Below are 17639 nucleotides of genomic sequence, written 5' to 3' on the forward strand. Positions count from 1 at the left end.
AGTTAACGGTCGATTAAAACGCCGTTATTTCAAGGCTTCGAGCGTCGCGACAAAGATTGGCGAAGACGGAAATGCAATAAAGCCGCCCGCCGCGATCGCTATGCCGTAGGGAATTTTCTTGGCAAAAATCAGCGAATTCGGCAAGGGAACACCCATCGCCAAGATTGCATTCGACTGCGTTCTCATCAGCAGGATCGTCAGTGTCAGAACACCACCGGCCAGTCCGACGGAGGAAACGAAGAGAAGCATAGCGGGCGTGAATCCAAACCATAAAGCGGCCGCCGAAAGCAACTTCGCGTCACCCCCGCCCATGGTATTCAAAGCAAAGAGTACAAAGCAAACGGCGAAGACAACCAACGCTGCCAGCACGCTAAAGGCAATTTCATTCAAGGAAAGACCGGCGAGCGGCGCGATAGCGAGAAAAGAAGCCGCCATAAGAAGAGACACGCGATTGGGTATCGTCATCGTAAGAAGATCGGAAGCTGCCGCCATTGCCAGGCAGAGCGGAAATACGACGAAAACAATTGCCGCGATCATGAAGCTCCCCGTATCAAGCTAAAAAGGCCCACCGGAAGGTGAGCCTTTTGGGCGGCGTCGTAAAAAAACGCCGCGTTTTGTCATTAGTTCGTCTTGTTGCCAATCGTATTGGCAAGGTTCGCGAATGTCGAGTTCAGCTTACCACCGAGGCTGGTGGCACCGGTGATGAGCGCTACGGAAATGAGCGCTGCGATCAGGCCGTACTCGATTGCGGTCGCACCAGATTCGTCCTTCAGGAAACGGCTTACAAGCTTGGTCATATCTAACTCCTAACTCCAGTTGATGTTCAGCACGTCCGCCAACTGTTTGCCGTTGATCGGATTGGCTCAACCTAGCGAGGCGCTGTTTCAATCGGCTTAAAGAAGAGGGTTACCAGAGTGTTAATGCTAAAGTAGAGCCGCTCATGGTAATCAGTTTCTTAGCGGATATATTATCATTTTATCTATACATGAAAGACGTTCACCGCCAAGCATTCACGGCGTTACATTTCAATACAACGGCCGGTCCCGGAATGATACGTCTCCCGCTGGCGCCGGCGAAAACGTCCTATTTCGGGATGCCGGGGGCCGCGATTTGGGGAAATCAGAGACTTTTAAGTCTTCATTCACCAATTTTTTCCATGCTGTTGAGAAATTCTGCAGAAATTCAAGAGAGAGTTCCATGTCATCACGCGGCAAGAGTGTATTGGTCGCCTGCATAGCAGCCTTGCCGTGGTTCGCTCTTTTGCAACCCGCGTCGGCGGAAGAAGACATGCTGCGGGTTTACATGGATCACGCGCGCGTGCTGAAGCTCGACCGGGCGGTCAGCAAGGTCATCGTCGGCAATGCCAAGGTTGCCGATGCGACTGTCGCCGATTCCAAGACGATCGTACTGACAGGCCGCAGCTTCGGAACGACCAACATCGTTCTGCTGGATGTCGACGGAAACGCAATTCTCGACCAGACAATCCTGGTATCGATCGACGAAGGCAACACCGTCCGGGTCTACCGCCAGACCGACCGCTCGGTTCTGTCCTGTTCACCGGCCTGCGAACAACACACGCAACAGGCCGCGACCGAAGCAACAGGCGGCTAGCATATCGGCCTCGGTCACCATCCGTTAAATTGTTGCTTCGCTCTGAAACGGAAAATCAACGATCGCGCCCTAGGATCGGTGCATGACAAACTCGCCCCAAAGCGCAATTCCCTGCCCGCAGGACCAGCCTGCGATGCCCGGCACGAAGAAGCGCGGGCGGTTTAGAGCGTTCGCGCGTTCCAAAGACGGCTCTGCTGCGATCGAATTTGCACTGCTCGCCATTCCCTATTTCATGGTGATCTTCGCGATCATCGAAACCTTCGTCGCCTTCGCAGCCGAAGAACTGGTATCCAACGGCGTCGATACGATGGCCCGCCGCATGCGCACCGGTCAGATCACATTCAACTTGGGCCGGGCCACGGATGTGGCCGACGTGAAGGACTTCAGGCAGCGGTTCTGCAACGAGGTTTCCATCCTCATCAATTGCTCCGCTGCCGAGGTGGCAACGCCGAACAAGCTCTGGCTCGACGTCCGGACATTCACGAATTTCTCGGACATACCGGTGACCATTCCAATGAATGCGACAGGCCTCGACACGTCCGGCTTGCAATACAATCCAGGCGGTTCCGGCACGAAGAATATGGTGCGCGCCTATTACAAGTGGCAGGTTATCACAGATCTGGTCCGCCCTTACATCACACCGTACAAAACGACGACTGGAGCCCGCCTCAATGAGTTCCTGATCGTCGCGACGGCAGCATTCCAGAACGAGCAATATCCATGATGATGATGCGCGCTCGGATCCTCGCAGCCAGGTTGAAACTGAAACAGCTTCTGCACGACAGCAGCGGTGTCGGCGCGATCGAGTTCGCGATACTGTTTCCGATCCTGGTAATGCTCTACATCGGCGCCTTTGAGATTACCATCGGCTTGAGCGTGAGCAAGCGCGCGTCACGCGCGGCGGGGTCAGTCGCCGATATCGTGACACAGCAACAAAACGTCACCAAGAGCACGCTGACGCAGATCAGTTCCGTCGCCAACGCCATCTTCGTCCCCTACAATACGACGAAAATGCAGATCAAGCTGACCGGCATTACGATTGACGCGAGCGCCAACCCCAAAGTGCTCTGGTCTTGGACAAACACCTCAACTACGGCGCCTTACACCGCTAACTCCGCGGTCACCGGCATCCCTGCCGACATGTTGAAGGCGAGCAGCTTTCTTGTCCGGTCGGAATTGAGCATTCCCTACAGGCTTCTAGCATTCAGTCCCGCCTTCTTGCCAGGCAACCTGCAAACGCTGACGATCAGCCGGACCTACTATTATCGCCAGCGTCAGAACGACAGTATTCCGTGCGGCGACTGCTGAGCCTCTCCCTGCCGCAATTTGCAATGATGGCCTCACCGTTATATGCCTGAGCGCCATCACGGCCTGCGGGCCGCATAGCAATTGGTCTGACGATGGCACGTGCATTTCTCTTCGTACTTGATTCCTTTGGTGTCGGCGGCAGCCCCGATGCTGCCAGCTACGGTGACGAGGGTGCCGATACGCTCGGCCATATCGCAGAGTTCTGTGCGGCAGGTGCTGCAGATCGCGCCGGGTTGCGATCTGGGCCGCTGCTTCTGCCAAACATGTCGGCGCTCGGTCTGCTCGATATCGCCAAGACCGCCACGGGACGCCTGCCGGCCGGCATGCCGATGCCGGAAAAGGTTTATGGCATCCATGGCTGCGCCAACGAAGTCTCCCGCGGCAAGGATACGCCGTCAGGTCATTGGGAAATCGCCGGAACGCCCGTCACTTCCGACTGGGGTTACTTTCCAACAGAGGGCGGTGCCTTTCCGCCGCATCTCGTCGAGGCTCTTTGCGCCGCCGCTGATGTGCCCGGTATTCTCGGAAATTGCCACGCGTCCGGCACAGACATCATCGCGCGATATGGCGAAGAGCATATCCGCAGTGGCAAACCGATCTGCTACACGTCGGCGGATTCCGTGTTTCAGGTTGCCGCGCACGAGAAGCATTTCGGGCTCGAGCGCCTGCTCGGCGTCTGCCGAATCGCCCGGGCTCTGCTCGACAGCTACAATATCGGCCGGGTCATCGCCCGCCCGTTTATCGGCGAAACCGTGTCGACATTCGAGCGTACCGGCAACCGCCGCGATTTTTCTGTGCCGCCGCCGGAGCCGACGCTGCTCGACCGGTTGGTGAAGGCCGAGCGCAAGGTGCACGCCGTCGGCAAGATCGGCGACATCTTCGCCCACCAAGGCGTTTCCCGCGTCATCAAGGCAAACGGCAACGAAGCGCTGATGGAGGCGTCGTTGACAGCGATGGACGAGGCGAAGGACGGCGATCTGGTCTTCACCAATTTCGTCGATTTCGACATGGTCTATGGCCACCGCCGCGACGTGCCGGGTTATGCCGCCGCGCTCGAGGCCTTCGACGCCCGCCTTCCCGATGTGCATCGCAAGCTGGCGCCCGGCGATCTCGTGATCCTGACGGCCGATCATGGCTGCGATCCGACTTGGCGGGGAACCGACCATACCCGCGAACGCGTGCCGATCCTTGCCTATGGCCCCGGTCTGCGCTCGCGCGATATCGGGATCCGCAGAACATATGCCGATATCGGCGAGACGGTTGCCCGGCATCTCGGTATTGCCGCCGGGCCGCATGGGAGAAGCTTTCTATGACATCGCATTTGAAGAAGGTCGAACTGCACTGCCACCTGGAAGGGGCGGCACCACCGGCGCTGACGCTGGCGCAGGCGCGCAAGTATAATATCGATCTCTCGGCTTATCTCAGCGACGGCGCCTATGTCTGGCACGATTTCGCCAGCTTCCTGGAGTGCTACGACAAGGTGTCGGAGGTCTACAAAAGCGAGGAAGACTACGCACTTCTGACCGAAACCTATCTCGAAGAGCTTGCCAGCATCGGCACGATCTATAGCGAGCTGATCGTGTCACCCGATCACGGTAAGCGCATCGGTCTCGGGGCCGAAGCCTATATTGCCGGCGTTTGCGAAGGTATCCGGCGAGCCAGGGAAGCTCACGGCATCGAGGCAAGGCTGATCGTCACCGGCGAGCGCCACTTCGGCCCCGAGAGCGTGATCGGGGCAGCGGAATATGCCGCCAAAGCGAAGAACCCGCTGATAACAGGCTTCAACCTCGCCGGCGAAGAGCGGATGGGCCGCGTTGCCGATTATGCCCGGGCCTTCGATATTGCGCGCGATGCCGGTCTTGGCCTGACGATCCATGCCGGTGAGGTCTGCGGTGCCTTCAGCGTCGAGGATGCACTCAATGACGTACGCCCTTCGCGGATCGGCCATGGTGTCCGCGCAATCGAGAACCCCGACCTCGTCAAGCGGCTTGCCGATCAAGGCGCTGTTCTGGAAGTCTGCCCCGGATCGAACATCGCGCTCAAGGTTTTCCCTGATTTCGCGGCGCATCCCCTGCGGAAACTGAAGGAAGCGGGCGTACGCGTGACCATCAGCTCCGACGATCCGCCGTTCTTCCACACGTCGCTGAAGCGGGAATACGAGCTGGCCTCGGAGGCCTTCGGCTTCAGCGACAGTGAAATCAACGATCTGACCCGGACGGGTATCGAGGCGGCCTTTGTTGATGAGGAGACGCGGCGGGCACTGCTTGCCAGGCTCTGAGGCCGCCGGACTGGGGATCATCCTCTGAAAATCGCCTGCACTCTTGCAGTCCGGGCGATTTCCATGGAAGAAACGTCCGATAACGATAATCAGAGGAAGGCTTGGCCATGGAAGGCGTCACCGTCATCGATCACCCGCTTGTTCAGCACAAACTGACCATCATGCGGCGCAAGGAGACATCGACGGGCAGCTTCCGCCGGTTGCTGCGCGAAATTTCCACCCTGCTCTGCTACGAGGTCACGCGCGATCTCGAGCTGACGATGGAAACCATCGAGACACCGCTGCAGACGATCGAGTCTCCGGTGCTTGAAGGTAAGAAGCTTGTTTTTGCCTCGATCCTGCGCGCCGGCAATGGCCTGCTCGAAGGCATGCTCGACTTGGTGCCCTCGGCTCGCGTCTCGCATATCGGCGTTTATCGCGATCACGAGACGCTGCAGCCGGTCGAGTATTTCTTCAAGGCACCCGAAGACATTTCCGAGCGCCTGATCATCGTCGTCGATCCGATGCTGGCCACCGGCAATTCGGCAATCGCGGCGATCGACAAGCTGAAGGAACGCGGCGCGCGCAACATCCGCTTCCTCTGCCTGCTGGCTGCCCCCGAGGGCCTGAAGAATTTCCGCGACGAGCATCCCGATGTGCCAGTCTTCACCGCTTCGATTGACAGCCATCTCAATGAGCAGGGCTACATCATGCCTGGCCTCGGCGACGCCGGCGACCGAATGTACGGAACGAAGTGATTTCAACGCCGAATTTACCAAATCAGTGCAGAAACAAGGCCCGGACAGTCGATCCGGGCCTTTTGATATCAGGCGTTAGCAACTTGTCAGCAATTATGGCGTAGCTGCTTGAAGCATGAGGCCTCGCATGATGCGCGGTTTATACAGGAAGGATTTCTGTTTCATGCTCATGCGTACGGTCATTTTCGCGAGCATTGCTGCGGCGCTGGCGACCCAGGTGCCATCGTTGTTTACGGCGACGAGCCCGGAACCCGCGAACCAGCCCATTTCAGCCAATTACGTTTCAGCCGCGCCTGATGCCGCGTCCCCTGCTGCGCCCGCTTACGGCAGCGGCACCATGCGCCTTCCGGCTGACGCACAGGGCCATTTTAGCGGCGACTTCAAGATCAATGGCAAGCCGGTGCAGGGCATGATCGATACAGGTGCCACCTATGTGGCGCTGAACGAGAGCCTGGCGCGCCGCCTCGGCTACGGCGGCAACCAGCTCGATTTCCGCTATGCGGTCAATACTGCCAACGGCCAGACGAAGGCAGCGCATGTGACGCTCGACCGCGTCGAAATCGGCGGCATTCGCGTTCAGGGCGTCGAAGCCTTCGTGCTGAAGGACGATGCGCTGTCCCAGACGCTTGTCGGCATGAGCTTCCTGAAGAAGCTGCAGTCCTACTCGGTCGCCGATGGCTCGCTAAGCCTCAAGCAGTAATCAGACGCGGCCGGAGATGACGGCGGGCAGATTGGGTTTGCCGCTGGCTATGCGATAGGTGGCGAGAATACCGGCTGCAGCCTTTGCGGCCGCAGTTTCATCTGCTGCGTGAACTGTTGCAACCGGTTGCCCCTTTTCGACCTGCGTTCCAAGCGGCATGAGATCGGAGAAGCCGACACTGTGGTCGATCTTGTCCGAAGGGTGTCTGCGCCCGCCGCCGAGATCGATGACGGCCATTCCAACGTCTCTGGCGTTGCAACTGGAAAGCCAGCCGCTCTCGGGCGCCAGGACCGTTTTCTGGACAGCGGCGGCCTTCAGATACTTGGATGGTTTCTCGACGAAGTCAGCTGGGCCGCCGAGCACGCTCACCATGCGCCCAAATATTTCGGCGGCGCGTCCCGAGGAGAGCGCGCTGCGCGCCATTGCCTCGCCTTCCGGCAACGAGGTGGAAACGCCGCTGCTCACCAAGATCTCTGCGGCAAAGGCAAGCACGATCTCTTCCAACCGCGTGCCGGACTTCTTGCCGGCGAGAAAATCGAGGCAGTTCCAGATTTCGACGGCATTACCGGCGGCATCGGCCAGAGGCTGGTTCATGTCGGTGATCAGTGCCGATGTCTTGACGCCGGCGCCGTTGGCAACTTCGACCAGCGCGGCCGCAAGGATGATCGCTTCCTCATGATCCGTCATGAAGGCGCCGTTTCCCGTCTTGACGTCGAGCACCAGGGTCTGCAGCCCGGCCGCCAGCTTCTTGGATAGGATGGACGCGGTGATCAGCGGAACTGAATCGACGGTCGCCGTGACATCGCGCACGGCATAAAGCCTGCCATCCGCAGGCGCCAAGGATCCGGTCTGGCCGATGATGGCGCAACCGGCATCTTTGACGGCTTTTCGGAACAAGGCTGCGTCAGGCGTAATTCCATAGCCGGGAATGGATTCCAGCTTGTCGAGCGTTCCGCCGGTATGGCCAAGACCACGACCCGATATCATTGGAACGGCGAGACCGCAGGCGGCGGCGATCGGAGCCAGCATCAGCGAGACGTTATCGCCGACACCGCCTGTGGAATGCTTGTCGGCGATCGGCCGGTCGATGTCTCTCCAGTCGAGCATATCGCCCGACCGCGCCATGGAGAGCGTCAGCGCCACCGTCTCGGCGCGGGTCATGCCCTTGAACCAGACGGCCATGGCAAAAGCGCCGATCTGGCCTTCCGATAGACGTCCGGCCGAGAGGGCTGCGATGAACGCCTCGATCTCTTCGGTGGAGAGCGTCTCACCGTTTCGCTTGCGCCGTATGATCTCCTGCGGAATCATGCTCAGTAGCTCGAGGCCTTGGCGGGCGCCGGCTGCGTACCACCAAGCACCGCCAGGATATCGTCGAGAACGCCAGAAGCGCCGAACCGGAAGGTCGACGGCATCGGCCAGTCCGGCGTCATGATTGTTTCAGCCAGGCTCAGATAGAGTGCTGCGTCTGCGACAGAGCCGATGCCCCCGGCAGGCTTGAAGCCGACCTTTCTGCCGCTCTGGCGAATGGCGCGAAGCATGATATCGGCAGCCTCGAGGGTGGCGTTGACAGCGACCTTACCGGTCGATGTCTTGATGAAATCCGCCCCGGCCTCGATCGCCAGTTCGGAGGCACGGCGGATCAATGCCGGATCCTTGATCTCACCCGTCTCAAGGATCACCTTCAGCAGCGCGCTGCCGCACTCGGCGCGGATCGCCGCAACCATGTGGGTCACGGCTTCTTCGTTGCCCGCGAGGAACTTCTTATAAGGAATGACCAGATCGATCTCGTCGGCGCCATCGGCGATCGCTTCGCGCGTTTCGGCCGCGACATCGGCAATTTCCATGTCGCCCGAGGGGAAATTGACGACCGTTGCGATCCTGACCTTGTGACCCTTGCCGAGTACTGTGCGGGCACGCGCAACGAAACGCGGCCAGATGCAGATCGCAGCGCTATTGCCATAAGGCGTTTGCGCGCGTTCGCAGAGCGCATCAATCTGCGCTTCGGTGCAATCGTCCTTGAGGTTCGTCAGGTCGAGCAGGGAGAGCGCGACAGCCGCTGTCTCCTTGTGCGTATGATTAGTCATTGTTGCTTCCTCCACCCGCGACCATTTCCTTGAGGATGGCTGCGAGACGCGCGCCGCCAACGGGCGCCATGTCTTTCGTTTCGTCGTGGCTGAGTTCGGCACCAGTCATGCCGGCTCCATAATTGGTGATTACCGAAGCTGCCGCAACCCTGAGGCCCAACATTCGGGCGATGATCACTTCCGGCACGGTCGACATGCCGACGGCATCGGCGCCGAGAATGCGCGCCATGCGGATTTCCGCCGGCGTTTCGAAGCTCGGACCGGAGAACCACATATAGACGCCCTGCGACAGCGTGATGCCGAGCTTTTCGGCGGCCTTGCGCATCGAGATGGAGAGTTCCGCATCATAGGCATTGGTCATGCCGACGAAGCGGTGATCACTCTCCTCGCCGATCAGCGGGTTGACGCCGGAATAGTTGATGTGGTCGGTGATCTGCATCACTGATCCTGGCGGCATGTCCTCGCGCAGCGATCCCGCCGAGTTGGTCAGGAACAGCGACTGAACGCCGAGGTCTTTCAGCACCTTGATCGGTAGCCGCATGGCATTGGCATCGCCCTTCTCATAGAAGTGCACACGGCCGGACAGCATGATGACGGGGATGCCGCCGAGGCGGCCGGCAACAACCTCGCCTGCATGGCCGGATACGGCGCTGACCGGGAAACCGGGCAGATCCCTGTAGGCAATGCGAACCGGGTTCTCCAGCTCGCCGACGAGCGAACCGAGACCCGAACCGAGAATGATTCCGTGCCGCGGCAGGAGCCCGCCGAGCTTGCCGGCGAGCAGGTCCGTTGCCGCGTTCATCCGAGTTCGGTCTCGAAGCTGAAGGGCAGAAGCTCCTCCATGGTCATGGTCTTCTTCACGCCGACTTCGTCACAAAGATAGATCTTGGTGTCCTTGGAGGCAAATTCCGAGATCTTCTGTCGGCAGCCGCCGCAGGGCGGGCAGAGCGGCAGCTTCTCGGCGATGACGGCCATTTCGACGATCTTCTTGGCGCCGCCCATGATCATGGCACTGATTGCCGTCGGTTCGGCACACCAGCCCTGCGGGAAGGACAGGTTCTCGATGTTGGCGCCGGTATAGATCTTGCCGTCCTCGGCGCGGATTGCCGCGCCGACGGGGAATTTCGAATAGGGGGCGTGGGCGAAGGCCATGGCGCCGCGTGCGGCTTCGAACAGATCGTGGGACATGGTTTAACGTTCCTTCGTATAGGGCACGCCGCCGGCCTTCGGCGGGGTTGCGACGCCGATGAAACCGGCGAGCAGCACGCAGGTGAGGATATAGGGCAGTGCCTGGAAAATCTGCACCGGCACTTCGCCGATCAGCGGCACTTCCTTGCCCTGCATGAAGTTTGCCAGCGCATCGAGGAAGCCGAAGAGCAAGCAGGCGAACATGACCGGGACCGGCTTCCACTTGGCGAAGACGAGTGCTGCCAGCGCGATATAGCCCTTGCCGGCCGACATGTCCTTGATGAAGGCCGCCGACTGGGCGATGGCCAGATAGGTGCCGGAGAAGCCGCAGAGAATACCGGCGCACATCACGGCGCGGTAGCGCAGCCATGTGACCGAAATGCCGGCGGTATCGACCGCGCCCGGGTTTTCACCGACAGCACGCAGGCGAAGGCCGAAACGCGTGCGGTAGAGGATCCACCAGGACAGCGGCACAGCGACGAAAGCCAGGTAGGTCAGGACGTTGTTGCCGGAGATGACATTGGCATAGAGCGGGCCGATGACCGGTACTTCGCGCATCGCATCGGCGCCGGGCAGCGTGATCGGCGTGAAACGGGCGTCGCCCGCCAGCTGCGGCGTACGTCCGCCCTGCCCGAACCAGGCCTGACCGAGCACGATGGTGATGCCTGCGACGAAAAAGTTGATGGCGACGCCCGAGATGATCTGATTGCCGCGATTGGTGATCGAGGCAAAACCATGGACGAGGCTGAGGGCCACGGAGCAGAGCACGCCCGCGACGAGGCCGAGCCATGCCGAGTCCGTGATGTAGGCGACGCAGGCAGCGGCAAAGGCCGAGCCCAGCATCTTGCCTTCGAGGCCGATATCGAAGACGCCGGCGCGTTCCGAGAAGAGACCGGCGAGCGCGGTGAAGATCAGCGGGATCGACAGGCGGATCGTCGAGCTGAGAACGCTGATGAAGATGTCATAGTAATCCATCGTGCGCCCTCACTTGCCCTTGAACTGCTGATAGATGCGGACCAGCGCCGGGCGGAACATATATTCGAGCGCACCGGCAAACAGGATGACCAGACCCTGGATGACCAGGATCATCTCACGTGTGATGTTCGGCATCTCGAAGGAGATCCAGTCGCCGCCCTGATAGAGGATGCCGAAGAGGATTGCCGCCAGAATGATGCCGACAGGGTGGTTTCGCCCCATCAGCGATACGGCGATACCGACGAAGCCTGCACCACCGACGAATTCGACCTGCAGACGCGCCGAAGCGCCCATCACCGGGTTCAATGCCATCATGCCTGCCAAGGCACCCGAGAGCAGCATGGCGATCATGACGGTCCGTGCGTAGGGAATACCGGCATAGGCGGCAGCCGTCGGGCTGACGCCGAGCGTGCGCATCTCGAAGCCGAGCTTGGTGCGCCAGATCAGCAGCCAGACCAGCCAGGCAACGACAAGCGCGATAACGAAGGAGACGTTGAACGGGGCCGCGCCGAGCTTGCCGCCGAACATTTCCATGACCCAGCCGAGCTTCGGCAGCTGGCCACCATCGAGGAAAGTGCGCGTTTCAGGGGCCATCTTGCCGGGTACGATCAGCACATGTACCAGCAGGTACACCATCAGCGCCGCGCCGATATAGTTGAACATGATGGTGGTGATGACGATGTGGCTGCCGCGCTTGGCCTGCAGATAGGCCGGAATGAAGGCCCATGCAGCACCGAAAATACCGGCGCCGATGACGGCGAGCGGCATCGTCACGTACCAGGGCACGTACTTATCGAGGGCGAGTGCCACCAGCGCACAGCCGAGACCGCCGAGATAGGCCTGTCCTTCGGAACCGATATTGAAGAGGCCCGCATGGATGGCGACGGCGACCGAGAGGCCGGTGAAGATGAAGCTCGTCGCATAGAACAGCGTGAAGCCGATGCCTTCGCCGCTCCCGAGCGCGCCCTCGATCAGCAGCGACAGCGCGTCGAGCGGGCTCTCGCCGATCAGCCAGACAACGAAGCCGGAGATCAGGAAGGCGACGAGGAGATTCAAGATTGGGATCAGGCCGTAATTGATCCATTTGGGCAGTGGGACTGAAGCAGTGCTCATAAAGGCCTCACGCGGCAATGCCGGCCATCATCAGGCCGAGGGTCTGTTCACCGGCATCGGGCGTCTTCTCGCCGACGACATGGCCGGCAAACATGACAAGGATACGGTCTGAAAGGGAGCGGATTTCATCGAGCTCGACGGAGACGAGCAGGATCGCCTTGCCCGCGTCGCGCATCTCGATGATCCGGCGATGGATGAACTCGATGGCGCCGATATCGACGCCGCGGGTCGGCTGACCGATGATCAGGGCTGCCGGATCACGCTCGATTTCACGGGCAACGACGATCTTCTGCTGGTTGCCGCCGGAGAAATTCGCGGTCTTCAGCCGCGGGTTCGGCGGGCGAATGTCGTATTTTTCGATCTTTTCCATGGCATCCTTGCGGATCGCATCGAGATCGAGAATCGGACCTTTGCTGTAGGCCGGATTGCGGTGATAGCCGAGGACCGAGTTTTCGTATTCCTCAAACTTGAGAACCAGGCCCATGTGATGGCGGTCTTCGGGAATATGGGCGAGACCGAGCTCGCGCAGACGCGCCGGATCTGCCTTTTCGATCGACTGGCCATCGAGCAGAATTTCTCCCGAGGCGGGCTTGCGGATACCAGCGATCGCTTCCAGCAGCTCCGACTGGCCGTTGCCGGCAACGCCGGCAATGCCGACGATTTCTCCGGCGCGGACGTCGAAGGAGACGTTATCGACCATGGTGACGCCGCGGTTGTCCTTCACCGTCAGGTTCTTGACCGACAGGATGACCTTGCCTGGATTGGCCTCGCCCTTCTGGACGCGCAGCAGCACGCGGCGGCCGACCATCAGCTCGGCGAGTTCCTCGACCGTCGTTTCCGAGGTCTTGCGGGTCGCCACCATCTCGCCGCGGCGCATGACCGACACCGTATCGGTGATCGCCATGATCTCGCGCAGCTTGTGGGTGATGAGAATGACCGTCTTGCCCTGGTCGCGCAGCACCTTGAGGATGCGGAAGAGGTGATCTGCCTCGGCAGGCGTCAGAACGCCCGTCGGCTCGTCGAGGATCAAGATCTCGGCGCCTCGATACATCGCTTTCAGGATTTCGACGCGCTGCTGCAGGCCGACGGGAAGCTGCTCGATCAGCGCATCCGGGTTGACCTCCAGGCCGTATTCCTTTTCCAGCCGCTTCAGCTCGGCGCGCGCCGCAGCAACGCCACGGGCGAGCAGCGCTCCGCCTTCAGCGCCGAGCATGATGTTCTCGAGCACCGTGAAATTGTCGACCAGCATGAAGTGCTGGTGCACCATGCCGATACCGGCGGCGATTGCCGTCTGGCTGTCGCGGATCGAGATCGGCGCGCCATTGACACGGATTTCGCCGGCGTCGGCATGATAGAAACCGTAGATGATCGACATCAATGTCGACTTACCGGCACCGTTTTCGCCGATGATGCCATGGATAGACCCCTTGGCAACGGTAAGATTGATGTCCTTGTTCGCGTGGACGGCACCGAATTTCTTATCGATGCCCACGAGTTCGATTGCGGGCGTGTCTGTCACAGCAGGCTCCAAATAAGAAAAGGGCGTATGGCGGTAAAATCAACACGCCATACGCCCATCTCAATCGCGGATCACTTCGGGCAAGCGTTGTCCGTGGTGTAGTCGTGAACCTTGATGGTTCCTGCGATGATGTCAGCCTTTGCCTTGTCGACAGCGGCCTGCATTTCCGGGGTGATCAACGCCTTGTTGTTGTCGTCGATCGCAGCCGCGACGCCGTCTTCCTTGACGCCGAGAGCCTGAACGCCACCGGTGAACTTGTCTGCCTTGGTGTCGGCATAAGCGTTGTAGACAGCCAGGTCGACGCGCTTGACCATCGAGGTCAGGACGGAGCCCGGATGCAGGTAGTTCTGGTTGGAGTCGACGCCGATCGACAGCTTCTTGTTGTCGGCAGCGGTCTGGAGAACGCCGAGACCGGTTGCGCCAGCTGCCGCGTAAACGACGTCAGCGCCCTGGTCGATCTGGTTCTTGGTGAGCTCGCCACCGCGAACCGGGTCGTTCCATGCAGCACCCGTGGTGCCGGTCATGTTCTGGAACACTTCGACGTCGGCCTTGACCGAGCGTGCGCCCTGCTCATAGCCGCATTCGAACTTGCGGATCAGCGGGATGTCCATGCCGCCAACGAAGCCGACCTTGCCGGTCTTCGATGCCAGGCCGGCGAGAACGCCAACGAGGAAGGAGCCTTCTTCTTCCTTGTAGACGACCGAGCGGACGTTCGGCTTGTCGACGACGGCGTCAACGATGATGAACTTGGTGTCCGGGAATTCTGCAGCGACCTTTTCGATTGCCGAGGTCCAGGCGAAGGAAACGGCGACAACCGGATTGAAGCCGCGGCTTGCGAAGTTGCGGATTGCCTGCTCGCCCTGCGTATCGCCTGTTGGTTCGAAGTCGCGGTAAGCGATACCGGTTTCCTTCTTGAACTTCTCAGCGCCATTGTAGGCAGCTTCGTTGAAGGACTTGTCGAACTTTCCGCCGGTGCCGTAAACCAGAGCCGGCTTGACGTCGGCGGCGAGCGCCGTCGTGGACATCGCGGCCACGGCCAAAAGCGAAAGGAGGGTTTTTTTCATGAGTTGCAGCCCTGTTGTTGCTATTTGTTTGGGGTCCTCCCGCAAGCCTTCTTCGAGGCATGTCTGCGGAACCACCGGCCTCCCCCCGGAGACCTGGCTTCGCGCATCCTTGCATGGCTGAATGAAAATTTCACGAGAAATTTTTCGGGTGGTAAAAATTTGCCGGGGATGCCGAAAAACAGTTCAATCAGGCTGATTCCTGCGCAAAAGCCGCCAACAAACTGCTTTTTCGGTGATCAGGCCGTGAACCGGCCTGCAACCGGGGGCTTCTTATATCCGACCATCCAGAGCAGCAGCGCCAGCACCAGAAACACGCCGAAAGCGGGCTGCAACATCAGCCACTGGAAAATGAAGGTGTAGAAGCGCGGATGAACATAATAGGCGATCGACGATTGCAGCGCCACCAGCGAAGCGGGGCTGACATCCTGCCAGGCATCCCCCATGGGCGTCATCACCACAGCTGAGGCCGCGACCGACTGGATGGAATCGATGGTTCCCGCGATCACCGCAACGGCAAGCGCGACAAGACTACTCAAACGCAACAAGAAACGCATAAAACCCTCCGGCGCACTCATGCCGAAAACCCCGGCCAGCCACGCCATTTTCCACCCTCACAAGCAGGATAAATCCGAGCCTTCTAAAGTGCAATGGATGACGCGAGCGGAGTTTTATCCGAAGAAGTCAAAAAACTGTTAGATTTAGGTTGATCCCCGAAAATTCATCGGTATATATCGCGCCGTTCCAACGATTTGTGTTTGACGATGCAGATCGAAATAGCAGGACAGGTGGCCGAGTGGTTTAAGGCGCACGCCTGGAACGCGTGTGTGCGTGAAAGCGTACCGTGGGTTCGAATCCCACCTTGTCCGCCATTTTCCTTTTCGTTTCCTCGACGTGTGCTTGAAGCAGGTGCCGCGCCGCATATGTTCCTGCGGATGAATGACGGGACGCTACCGCCTGAGACATCAGGGCTTACCAGCCTTCGCCAGAGACTGCGCGTGCTCTATCTGGGGCGCGAAGAGAAGGCGATCACGTTTCAGGCCGTTCTGGCTGTCGTCGATCTCGCAATTCTTGCCTTCTTCGTTCTTGGTCCTTATCTGCGCTCGGGCCCATCCTATCTGATCATCGACTACTCGATTGCCGTCTGGATCGGGCTCGAGCTTTGTGCGCGGGCGCTGATCGAACGCAATCTCGGCGACTGGCTGAAGAGGCCGATTACCTGGATCGACATATTCGTGCTGCTGACGCTGCTGTTGCCGGAGTTGCTGTTCAACTTCGCCTTCCTGCGGGCAATCCGCATCTGGACGATCGGCCAGAGCGCGCTTCTCAAAGTTCTGCTTCGCTATTGCGGTTTGAGGCATCTGGAAGATGTGATGCGGGCGTCGATCAACGTCATCGTCTTTCTGTTTCTCGTCACGGGCTTTGTCTACACGTTCTTTTTCCGCGGCCTTCCCGGCATCACTGGCCTCGTGGACGCTCTTTATTTTACGGTTGCGACAGTGACGACAACGGGTTTCGGGGACATCACCCTGCCGGGAACACTCGGCAAGCTGACGTCGATCGTGACGATGATCATCGGCATCTCTCTGTTCGTGCGCCTGGCTCAGGCCGTCGTACGTCCGTTCAAAGTGACGTTTCCCTGCCCGCAATGCGGGTTGCAGCGCCATGATGCGGATGCAGTGCATTGCAAGGCCTGCGGCCATATCCTGAACATTCCCGATGAAGGGGCATGAGAGGCAGATTACCTCTCCTCACCCTCCCAGCCGAACACACTGCGGCCGCCCCATTCCAGCGAGCGCCTGAATTCTCCGGCAACGATCTCCTTGAGATCAGGCCCGGTCACGTAGCGCTCCAGCTGGCGGGACTGGTCGTCAAGGCGCTTGAGGGCCTCAAGCTCTTCCTCGCGCCCGAGGCGGCCCTTGTGAACCGCCGATTTCATGACCTTGATCGTTTCGTCATAGACCTTCAGCGGCACCGGGAACGGATGCCGGTCCTTGCCGCCATGGGCGATCGAGAAGCGGGCGGGGTCTGAAAAGCGGTAGGGAGCCCCGTGCACCACTTCGGCGACCATAGCGAGCGCCTGGACGGTGCGGGCGCCGACGCCGGGAACGAGGAGAAGCTGTTCGAAATCCTCAGGGCCACGATCGGCGGCGGCGGCCAGATTGCCGTGCAGCCGCTTCATGTTGACGTCCTTTTCGCGGACATCGTGATGCGCGGGCATGATCAGGTGCGGTAAGAGCATCTGGTCGGGCAACGGGGTAGGCTTTGCCGGGCTGAACGCCAGCGCGACGGCTTCGCGGACGATGCGGTCGGGGCCGAGCGTTGCGAGGAGATCGAGCTGTCCGGCACGCGAGCGTTCCGCCCGCTTGTCGGCGAGATTGACGATATTGCCCTGGCTGCGGCCCTCGATCGCCGCGTGCGGCGAGTTGACGAAGCTTTCCAGCCCCTCGGATAGCCAGTGATAGCGGCGGGCCTGCCTGTTGTCGCCGTTCATGCCCTGCTGAACGACCACCCACTTGCCGTCGTCGGCGACGATGAAGCCGTGCAGATAGAGATCGAAACCATCCTGCAGGGCAGCGCTATCGACCTTGGCGACAAGGCGGCTTGTCCGCGCCAGCGAGATCCCGTCGATACCGACGCGATTGCCGATCGCGGCAAGCTCATCCGGTGTGCGCCGCGATTGCGCGCCACGACCGCCGCAGACATGCAGGCCGAGCTCACCGGAGAGCGGCGTCAGCCCGCGTTTCAGCGCGCCGAGCACACTGGTGGTGATGCCAGACGAATGCCAGTCCATGCCCATGACGGCGCCGAAGGACTGGAACCAGAAAGGATGTGCGAGGCGGCGCAGGAATTCATCGCGCCCGTAGTGATGCACGATCGCTTCGGTGATCACCGCACCGAGCTTCGTCATCCGGTCGCCCAGCCATTTGGGAACCCTGCCGCCATGCAGGGGAAGATCGGCGCTGCCTGCTCTTTGAGCCATGGACGCAATTATAGCTGCGTCGCGCGGCCGAAGGAAACCGGTCCTTCAAAAAGAAAACGCCGGCTGCAAGCAGCCGGCGCCC

General features: G+C 60.1%; 20 protein-coding genes and 1 tRNA gene. 9 read left to right on the top strand and 12 right to left on the bottom strand.

The annotated features are described in order from the left end of the window. Window positions 1-24: 24 nt before the first annotated feature. Together AC1DIJ_RS11290 and AC1DIJ_RS11295 are read right to left on the bottom strand one after the other, a co-directional pair. Window positions 25-537, bottom strand: coding sequence for a prepilin peptidase (locus tag AC1DIJ_RS11290; RefSeq protein WP_112385094.1), 513 nt, complete (start codon window positions 535-537; stop codon window positions 25-27). 83 nt (window positions 538-620) lie between these two features. Then, window positions 621-797: a Flp family type IVb pilin gene (locus tag AC1DIJ_RS11295; RefSeq protein WP_112385093.1), complete on the bottom strand. Its 177-nt coding sequence runs from the start codon at window positions 795-797 to the stop codon at window positions 621-623. A gap of 400 nt (window positions 798-1197) precedes the next feature. Here AC1DIJ_RS11295 and AC1DIJ_RS11300 point away from each other — a divergent pair, with 400 nt between their 5' ends. The 7 genes from AC1DIJ_RS11300 to AC1DIJ_RS11330 all read left to right on the top strand — a co-directional run bounded on the left by AC1DIJ_RS11300 (window position 1198) and on the right by AC1DIJ_RS11330 (window position 6634). Then, a complete protein-coding gene (locus AC1DIJ_RS11300; RefSeq protein ID WP_112385092.1) occupies window positions 1198-1611 on the top strand; it encodes a pilus assembly protein N-terminal domain-containing protein in 414 nt (137 codons plus the stop codon). Between the two features lie 133 nt (window positions 1612-1744). Next, the gene (locus tag AC1DIJ_RS11305) at window positions 1745-2335 is read left to right on the top strand and encodes a TadE/TadG family type IV pilus assembly protein (RefSeq protein ID WP_112385378.1); all 591 of its coding nucleotides are present in this window, start codon (window positions 1745-1747) and stop codon (window positions 2333-2335) included. Further along, window positions 2335-2919, top strand: a complete 585-nt coding sequence (locus AC1DIJ_RS11310) for a TadE/TadG family type IV pilus assembly protein (protein ID WP_477831408.1) — start codon at window positions 2335-2337, stop codon at window positions 2917-2919. The genes AC1DIJ_RS11305 and AC1DIJ_RS11310 overlap by 1 nt, the downstream gene beginning before the upstream one ends. A 92-nt stretch (window positions 2920-3011) precedes the next feature. Further along, window positions 3012-4232: a phosphopentomutase gene (locus tag AC1DIJ_RS11315; protein ID WP_112385091.1), complete on the top strand. Its 1221-nt coding sequence runs from the start codon at window positions 3012-3014 to the stop codon at window positions 4230-4232. After that, window positions 4229-5197, top strand: coding sequence for an adenosine deaminase (locus tag AC1DIJ_RS11320; RefSeq protein WP_112385090.1), 969 nt, complete (start codon window positions 4229-4231; stop codon window positions 5195-5197). Before AC1DIJ_RS11315 ends, AC1DIJ_RS11320 begins: the two co-directional genes overlap by 4 nt. A 107-nt stretch (window positions 5198-5304) precedes the next feature. After that, window positions 5305-5934 (top strand): uracil phosphoribosyltransferase, encoded by a 630-nt coding sequence (gene upp / locus AC1DIJ_RS11325; protein ID WP_112385089.1) that lies wholly within the window; start codon window positions 5305-5307, stop codon window positions 5932-5934. A 127-nt stretch (window positions 5935-6061) separates the two neighbouring features. Then, window positions 6062-6634 (top strand): TIGR02281 family clan AA aspartic protease, encoded by a 573-nt coding sequence (locus AC1DIJ_RS11330; protein WP_112385088.1) that lies wholly within the window; start codon window positions 6062-6064, stop codon window positions 6632-6634. Here the strand turns inward: AC1DIJ_RS11330 and deoA are convergent, their stop codons facing one another. The 9 genes from deoA to AC1DIJ_RS11375 all read right to left on the bottom strand — a co-directional run bounded on the left by deoA (window position 6635) and on the right by AC1DIJ_RS11375 (window position 15131). Then, a complete protein-coding gene (gene deoA, locus AC1DIJ_RS11335) occupies window positions 6635-7942 on the bottom strand; it encodes a thymidine phosphorylase (RefSeq protein WP_112385087.1) in 1308 nt (435 codons plus the stop codon). 2 nt (window positions 7943-7944) lie between these two features. Beyond that, window positions 7945-8718, bottom strand: coding sequence for a deoxyribose-phosphate aldolase (deoC, locus tag AC1DIJ_RS11340; RefSeq protein WP_112385086.1), 774 nt, complete (start codon window positions 8716-8718; stop codon window positions 7945-7947). After that, window positions 8711-9520 (bottom strand): purine-nucleoside phosphorylase, encoded by an 810-nt coding sequence (locus AC1DIJ_RS11345; protein ID WP_112385085.1) that lies wholly within the window; start codon window positions 9518-9520, stop codon window positions 8711-8713. Before AC1DIJ_RS11345 ends, deoC begins: the two co-directional genes overlap by 8 nt. Continuing rightward, complete coding sequence (locus tag AC1DIJ_RS11350) at window positions 9517-9906, bottom strand: cytidine deaminase (protein WP_112385084.1); 390 nt, start codon at window positions 9904-9906, stop codon at window positions 9517-9519. Before AC1DIJ_RS11350 ends, AC1DIJ_RS11345 begins: the two co-directional genes overlap by 4 nt. Before the next feature lie 3 nt (window positions 9907-9909). Next, entirely contained in the window at window positions 9910-10881 is a 972-nt protein-coding gene (locus AC1DIJ_RS11355; protein WP_112385083.1) for an ABC transporter permease, read from the bottom strand. Window positions 10882-10890: 9 nt separating this feature from the next. Then, window positions 10891-11994: an ABC transporter permease gene (locus AC1DIJ_RS11360; protein WP_112385082.1), complete on the bottom strand. Its 1104-nt coding sequence runs from the start codon at window positions 11992-11994 to the stop codon at window positions 10891-10893. A gap of 7 nt (window positions 11995-12001) precedes the next feature. After that, entirely contained in the window at window positions 12002-13513 is a 1512-nt protein-coding gene (locus AC1DIJ_RS11365; protein WP_112385081.1) for an ABC transporter ATP-binding protein, read from the bottom strand. 71 nt (window positions 13514-13584) lie between these two features. Beyond that, window positions 13585-14577, bottom strand: coding sequence for a BMP family lipoprotein (locus AC1DIJ_RS11370; protein WP_112385080.1), 993 nt, complete (start codon window positions 14575-14577; stop codon window positions 13585-13587). Window positions 14578-14813: 236 nt separating this feature from the next. Then, window positions 14814-15131 (bottom strand): hypothetical protein, encoded by a 318-nt coding sequence (locus tag AC1DIJ_RS11375; RefSeq protein ID WP_112385376.1) that lies wholly within the window; start codon window positions 15129-15131, stop codon window positions 14814-14816. A gap of 225 nt (window positions 15132-15356) precedes the next feature. Here AC1DIJ_RS11375 and AC1DIJ_RS11380 point away from each other — a divergent pair. Next, a tRNA-Ser gene (locus AC1DIJ_RS11380) sits at window positions 15357-15446 on the top strand. A 51-nt stretch (window positions 15447-15497) separates the two neighbouring features. Next, entirely contained in the window at window positions 15498-16307 is an 810-nt protein-coding gene (locus AC1DIJ_RS11385) for a potassium channel family protein (RefSeq protein WP_112385079.1), read from the top strand. An 8-nt stretch (window positions 16308-16315) separates the two neighbouring features. On the opposite strand, the gene AC1DIJ_RS11390 is transcribed toward AC1DIJ_RS11385, so the two are convergent. After that, complete coding sequence (locus AC1DIJ_RS11390; RefSeq protein WP_112385078.1) at window positions 16316-17557, bottom strand: DUF763 domain-containing protein; 1242 nt, start codon at window positions 17555-17557, stop codon at window positions 16316-16318. Window positions 17558-17639 lie beyond the last annotated feature (82 nt).

Source organism: Rhizobium sp. 10N427 (assembly GCF_056394605.1).

Bases quoted from the DNA above. Each gene is read 5' to 3' on its own strand.
- AC1DIJ_RS11295 (WP_112385093.1), bottom strand. From the start codon at position 797: ATGACCAAGCTTGTAAGCCGTTTCCTGAAGGACGAATCTGGTGCGACC.
- upp (WP_112385089.1), top strand. From the start codon at position 5,305: ATGGAAGGCGTCACCGTCATCGATCACCCGCTTGTTCAGCACAAACTG.
- AC1DIJ_RS11290 (WP_112385094.1), bottom strand. From the start codon at position 537: ATGATCGCGGCAATTGTTTTCGTCGTATTTCCGCTCTGCCTGGCAATG.
- AC1DIJ_RS11300 (WP_112385092.1), top strand. From the start codon at position 1,198: ATGTCATCACGCGGCAAGAGTGTATTGGTCGCCTGCATAGCAGCCTTG.
- AC1DIJ_RS11355 (WP_112385083.1), bottom strand. From the start codon at position 10,881: ATGGATTACTATGACATCTTCATCAGCGTTCTCAGCTCGACGATCCGC.
- deoC (WP_112385086.1), bottom strand. From the start codon at position 8,718: ATGACTAATCATACGCACAAGGAGACAGCGGCTGTCGCGCTCTCCCTG.
- AC1DIJ_RS11305 (WP_112385378.1), top strand. From the start codon at position 1,745: ATGCCCGGCACGAAGAAGCGCGGGCGGTTTAGAGCGTTCGCGCGTTCC.
- AC1DIJ_RS11310 (WP_477831408.1), top strand. From the start codon at position 2,335: ATGATGATGCGCGCTCGGATCCTCGCAGCCAGGTTGAAACTGAAACAG.
- AC1DIJ_RS11350 (WP_112385084.1), bottom strand. From the start codon at position 9,906: ATGTCCCACGATCTGTTCGAAGCCGCACGCGGCGCCATGGCCTTCGCC.
- AC1DIJ_RS11385 (WP_112385079.1), top strand. From the start codon at position 15,498: ATGTTCCTGCGGATGAATGACGGGACGCTACCGCCTGAGACATCAGGG.
- AC1DIJ_RS11315 (WP_112385091.1), top strand. From the start codon at position 3,012: ATGGCACGTGCATTTCTCTTCGTACTTGATTCCTTTGGTGTCGGCGGC.
- AC1DIJ_RS11345 (WP_112385085.1), bottom strand. From the start codon at position 9,520: ATGAACGCGGCAACGGACCTGCTCGCCGGCAAGCTCGGCGGGCTCCTG.
- AC1DIJ_RS11370 (WP_112385080.1), bottom strand. From the start codon at position 14,577: ATGAAAAAAACCCTCCTTTCGCTTTTGGCCGTGGCCGCGATGTCCACG.
- deoA (WP_112385087.1), bottom strand. From the start codon at position 7,942: ATGATTCCGCAGGAGATCATACGGCGCAAGCGAAACGGTGAGACGCTC.
- AC1DIJ_RS11320 (WP_112385090.1), top strand. From the start codon at position 4,229: ATGACATCGCATTTGAAGAAGGTCGAACTGCACTGCCACCTGGAAGGG.
- AC1DIJ_RS11390 (WP_112385078.1), bottom strand. From the start codon at position 17,557: ATGGCTCAAAGAGCAGGCAGCGCCGATCTTCCCCTGCATGGCGGCAGG.
- AC1DIJ_RS11330 (WP_112385088.1), top strand. From the start codon at position 6,062: ATGATGCGCGGTTTATACAGGAAGGATTTCTGTTTCATGCTCATGCGT.
- AC1DIJ_RS11375 (WP_112385376.1), bottom strand. From the start codon at position 15,131: ATGCGTTTCTTGTTGCGTTTGAGTAGTCTTGTCGCGCTTGCCGTTGCG.
- AC1DIJ_RS11360 (WP_112385082.1), bottom strand. From the start codon at position 11,994: ATGAGCACTGCTTCAGTCCCACTGCCCAAATGGATCAATTACGGCCTG.